Raw genomic sequence first — 2,959 nt, 5'->3', positions numbered from 1 at the left:
GATATGTATAGTGGGATTGGTGTATTCAACAGCTATCAACCCTATCCTTCTTATGATGTTACTGGGATACTATAAATGGACATGTAAACTAGAAGAGAAACTTGTTCGGGGCCAATCGGAAAGCAAACATCACTCTTACATACGATAGTAAATCTTGATTGCTTTATGTAGTAAATAGGTTCTTGAAAAGAATGACGTATAGAATATGCACTTCTAATTTACATAACAGATTTTTCTAGGAATAAAACAGCCTATACGACCCTATGTATTACCTTGTCCTATTCCAATGAGATAGGTATCTATAAATATTTGTCGAACTAATCAATAGCCTCATTAAAAAGAGAGACAAAGTGAAAAATACAGTAAACGGAGGAATTAGTTTGCAAACTATGTTTCATTATAACTGGTTGGTTAGAGAAGAGTGGTATAAATGGTGTGAGAATATTCCACTAGAGGAATTGCTTCGGAAACGAACAGGAGGAGTAGGAGGAATATTACATACTCTCTTTCACATTGTTGATGTAGAATGGAGTTGGGTTCGCGTTCTTCAGGGAAAGGATGATTTTCAGGAGAGTTTTGAGGAATATCAAAGTTTAGAAAAAGTTCGCCAGCTAGATACAAACTTTCAGTTTGAGGTAAGGGAGTTTGTTAGGGGTTGGAATGCAGAAAAGGAAAATAATATTCTTTATGACCCACAACCAGACGGAAGTATAGCAACTGATACTTGGGGAGAAGTTATGCGTCATATGATTGCTCACGAAATACACCATATTGGACAATTATCGGTATGGGCTAGGGAAATAGGAAAGAAACCAGTTTCAGCCAATCTTATTGGTAAAGAACTTAGTCATACATTGCCAAAAATTTAAGCTAATGAACTTTATTACTAGAACTCATGGTATGTGATTAAGAGAATATGAGCTTTCAAATTTCGGCCTCTTCTAATATATACAATAATTTTCACTAGTTAAGGTAGGAAGACATTCTTAAGAATGTCTTCCTACCTTAACTAAACTAAAGATTCGTGTAATATGGCCCACTTATTTTCCTTTTTTAGTTTTCATAAAACGTATTCTTGGTACTAAACAATAAACAAAGCAACAAATAATAAAGATATTTCTTACTTTGTTTAGAATCTCTATCTCCAACTTTATTTTTCTTTATATAATTTCTTCAATAAACCAATATGTGCTTGATGATAACGACTGTGATCAGCTATATGCCATATCCCCCAACGAATTGTAGCTGTTTTTCCATTCTCATACAAGACTACATTATTTAAATCCTCTTCAGATAACTTCGTGCATTCTAAACGAAACATTGTTTGAACCTTATCATAGCTATCTATTAAATCAATAATAGTTGTATCTTTTATAAAAGGTATTTGACCTGCTGAATCAACTAAAGGACCGTATTCTTTTTGAAGACTAGAGGGTATTTGTTGATTCTTAAGTCGGTAGACCCAATGCAAGTCTACAACGGCTAAATGCCTCAATAATTGTCCAATACTGTTCATCTTGTTTTCAGTACCTTTAAAGAATAATTCTTCCTGGTCTACATCCTTTACAAGAAGTTTTAATCTTTCATATGTATCTGAAACAGTAGCGTATAAGAGAGCAACTGAAGGTTCCATTTCATTATCCAAGTGTAAATCTATCAACAATTATATCTCCCCCTTTATTTAATTAAATTCCTTATAATTACATTTTATTATCTCATGAAGCTTGACCGTAAATGAATATGATATGTGAACTTAGTTACCATAATGGAGTTTATCGGAAATCAAATAGGCAGAAGCCCTTTTAAAATAAAAAACTTCTGCCTATTTGATTTTTATTTAATATGGTTAGCATATGGATCATATATTCCAGTTAACAATAGAATGCTTGTAAATAAGGCAATGGTTCCTACTGCTAACAACGCACTACTTATAATTCTATTCTTTTGCTTACGTGAGAATAGCCCCCATAAAATAAATATAATTGCAAAAAATATTAACATAATTCCTAAGCCAATATTCAAAATTCTCTCGCCTCCTGGAATATAATAATATATACCTTTGTTTTTAATTACCATAATCACTCTTCCAGGAAGGCGATTTTCCTGAATGTAAACACAACCACAATGTAAAAAAAGGTCAATTTTATACATATTTTGTAACTTGTTTGAAATAGTCCTGTCATACAGATATGTTATGATTTAGGGGCACTATACAACTAAATAAAGAATATAAGTAACTTAACATTTCATCATTATCAATACACTTTTCAATATGCTTAGTCCTCTAATCCTCATCTATTAGAGGGCTATTTGCTTTTTAAGATAAAAGGAGGGACACTTTGCAGTATATACAACAAGAAAAATTACATGCAATTAAAGAAACTATTTTGCAACGAAAAGAGAAGTTAGCTGAAAATAAAAGACTAGATCTTGCAACGTCTCATAATATCTATACAGAGTTGACTACTTTTCGCTTGGACCTTCTTACCACTTATGCCGATTCTCTTTTGTTGGAAAAAGAGGCAGCAAATGAAGTCATGGCACAATGGGGAAACAATATGGCTAATTTATTAGTCAATCATGGACTACCATTAAACCTAGCTTTAGAGGAGATTAGCTATTATCGAGATGTTATTGGAGAAATAATAAAAGAAGAAGCCAAGAATAATGATTTCTCCCTCGATGCTTTTTATCAACTTATTTCTCACTTTAATTTGATTGTGGATAACGCCATCCAATTTGTAAGTAAATCGTATGTAAAAGATTACACTGAAAAAATAAATTATGCTCAATATGCCATTGATGAATTATCTGTTCCCGTTGTTCGTATGACAGAAGAAATAGGCATCCTCCCTTTAGTAGGTGATTTAGATACCAAACGGGCACAATATTTGATGGAGAGTGCCTTAGAGAAAGGAAGCCAATATAAATTAAAATGGCTTATTATTGATTTATCAGC

At 32.5% G+C, this 2,959-nt stretch carries 4 protein-coding genes; 2 read left to right on the top strand and 2 right to left on the bottom strand.

Translation table 11 applies throughout. The annotated features are described in order from the left end of the window. The first annotated feature begins 380 nt into the window (after positions 1-380). The gene (locus AC1DRF_RS21475) at positions 381-869 is read left to right on the top strand and encodes a DinB family protein (protein WP_427076804.1); all 489 of its coding nucleotides are present in this window, start codon (positions 381-383) and stop codon (positions 867-869) included. Positions 870-1,150: 281 nt separating this feature from the next. Here AC1DRF_RS21475 and AC1DRF_RS21470 read toward each other — a convergent pair whose 3' ends face one another. Next, entirely contained in the window at positions 1,151-1,660 is a 510-nt protein-coding gene (locus AC1DRF_RS21470; RefSeq protein ID WP_427076805.1) for a DinB family protein, read from the bottom strand. A 173-nt stretch (positions 1,661-1,833) separates the two neighbouring features. Next, positions 1,834-2,151 carry a hypothetical protein gene (locus AC1DRF_RS21465; RefSeq protein WP_477741641.1) on the bottom strand — a complete coding sequence of 106 codons (318 nt, stop codon included), beginning with the start codon at positions 2,149-2,151 and terminating at the stop codon, positions 1,834-1,836. Positions 2,152-2,339: 188 nt separating this feature from the next. Between AC1DRF_RS21465 and AC1DRF_RS21460 the strand changes: the two genes are divergently transcribed. Beyond that, a partial coding sequence (locus tag AC1DRF_RS21460) for an STAS domain-containing protein (RefSeq protein ID WP_477741640.1) occupies positions 2,340-2,959 on the top strand: 620 nt, incomplete at its 3' end.

The sequence above is a fragment of the Priestia sp. P5_B4 genome (genome assembly GCF_056400385.1).
This window is presented reverse-complemented; position numbering and strand designations above follow the sequence as displayed.